The following is a 1,293-nucleotide window of genomic DNA, read 5'->3' as shown; positions in this document are numbered from 1 at the left end:
CCGTAGATACTCTGTTTCCGGTCAAGCTTTCGCGAAGTGCTTTTCGCTGAAAAGCTTGGCCGTATCAAAATCCTCTCCCATCCGGATGCATGCCCACAGTCCTGTCAGGTACTTGCGCATGACGGCTCCGATTGCTTGCATCTTCTTCTTTCCACGAGCCAACAGTGCTTCGTAGAAGGCTTTTACATAGTCATCGCAGCGAATTGCACTCAGCGCCGGCATAAACATCGCCGCGCGCAGGTAGGCATTTCCTGTTTTGCTCATTCGACCCGGCTTGTCGAGGCTCGTCCCGGACTGGGTCAGTCGCACATCCAGCCCGGCATGACGACTCACTTGGGCCGATTTAAGTGTTTTGGGAAGCGTTGTCAGCTCCGCCAGCACCGTGATCGCCGAGGCTTCTCCTACGCCAGGCGCAGCCATCATGTTTCTCAACTGAGCGCTCAGTTCCGGGCACCGGGCGATCTGTTCACGTGCCGCCTGTTTGAGTCGTTCAATTCGCTGGTCCAGGGCTTCGATGGCCTCTTCCTCATCTTCGATCAGCAGCCGCATCGTCGTTTGCGTGGCTTTCAAGGCGTGCAGCTGGTTCTTGGCTTGAGTGCGAGAGCCAATCAGTCGATTGATATGGCGTCCAAGGGCGCGAAGGGCCATCTGATCGGCCGTCGGCGGAGTCCAAAGACGAGGCGTCATGCGCTCGGCATATTCGGCCAGCAGTTGCGCATCCATCGCGTCGGTTTTACTGCTGCTCAGCATGACTTTTGCGAAGTTGTGGCAGCTTTTGGGGTTGATGACCGAGACCGGCAATCCGGCTTCGGCCAGGGCCATGGCGAAGTCCAGGTAGTAAACCCCCGTCGCCTCCATGACGATCCCCTGAGGCTTTAAATCCAACAGCTTTTTCACCGCCAGCTTATGGCCCCTGGCTGTCTGTTCAATGTCCCAGGTCCCTGCTGTCCGCCCCTTTTTGCGCCAAGCCATGGCAATGCTGCGAGAGCCGACGTCCAGACCGACATAAACATTCATGCTTCCAACTCCTTGGAGAAAAGGCAAAAATGTCTCCGGTTCCCCCGACCTCGAACTTCATGCCGCTACAACCTTGTAATGCGAAGTCCGACTTGTCGGCTTCTCGATACTCTTCGTGGTGGGCAATGAGGCGGGGGAGCCTCTCTACGGACAAGGTCAGAAACTTCCTGCCTTCAGCAGCGAGCGGCCTCCCCCAGAAACGCATTTGCATGTGTGCACCGACGAGATTAAATCCTCTCGTTTGATGTCGGTGCAACATACAAGCAGCTGCCGAGC

General features: G+C 56.5%; 1 protein-coding gene. It reads right to left on the bottom strand.

What is annotated here, in order from left to right; all coding sequences use genetic code 11:
* Nucleotides 1–21 precede the first annotated feature (21 nt).
* Nucleotides 22–1,017 carry an IS110 family RNA-guided transposase gene (locus tag AC3WK5_RS28990; RefSeq protein WP_103320527.1) on the bottom strand — a complete coding sequence of 332 codons (996 nt, stop codon included), beginning with the start codon at nt 1,015–1,017 and terminating at the stop codon, nt 22–24.
* Nucleotides 1,018–1,293: the final 276 nt, after the last annotated feature.

The sequence above is a fragment of the Pseudomonas sp. FW306-02-D09B genome (assembly GCF_058782685.1).
The sequence above is the reverse complement of the archived record's forward strand: the minus strand, read 5'-3'. Positions and strand labels throughout refer to the sequence as shown.

Bases quoted from the DNA above. Each gene is read 5' to 3' on its own strand.
- AC3WK5_RS28990 (WP_103320527.1), bottom strand. From the start codon at position 1,017: ATGAATGTTTATGTCGGTCTGGACGTCGGCTCTCGCAGCATTGCCATG.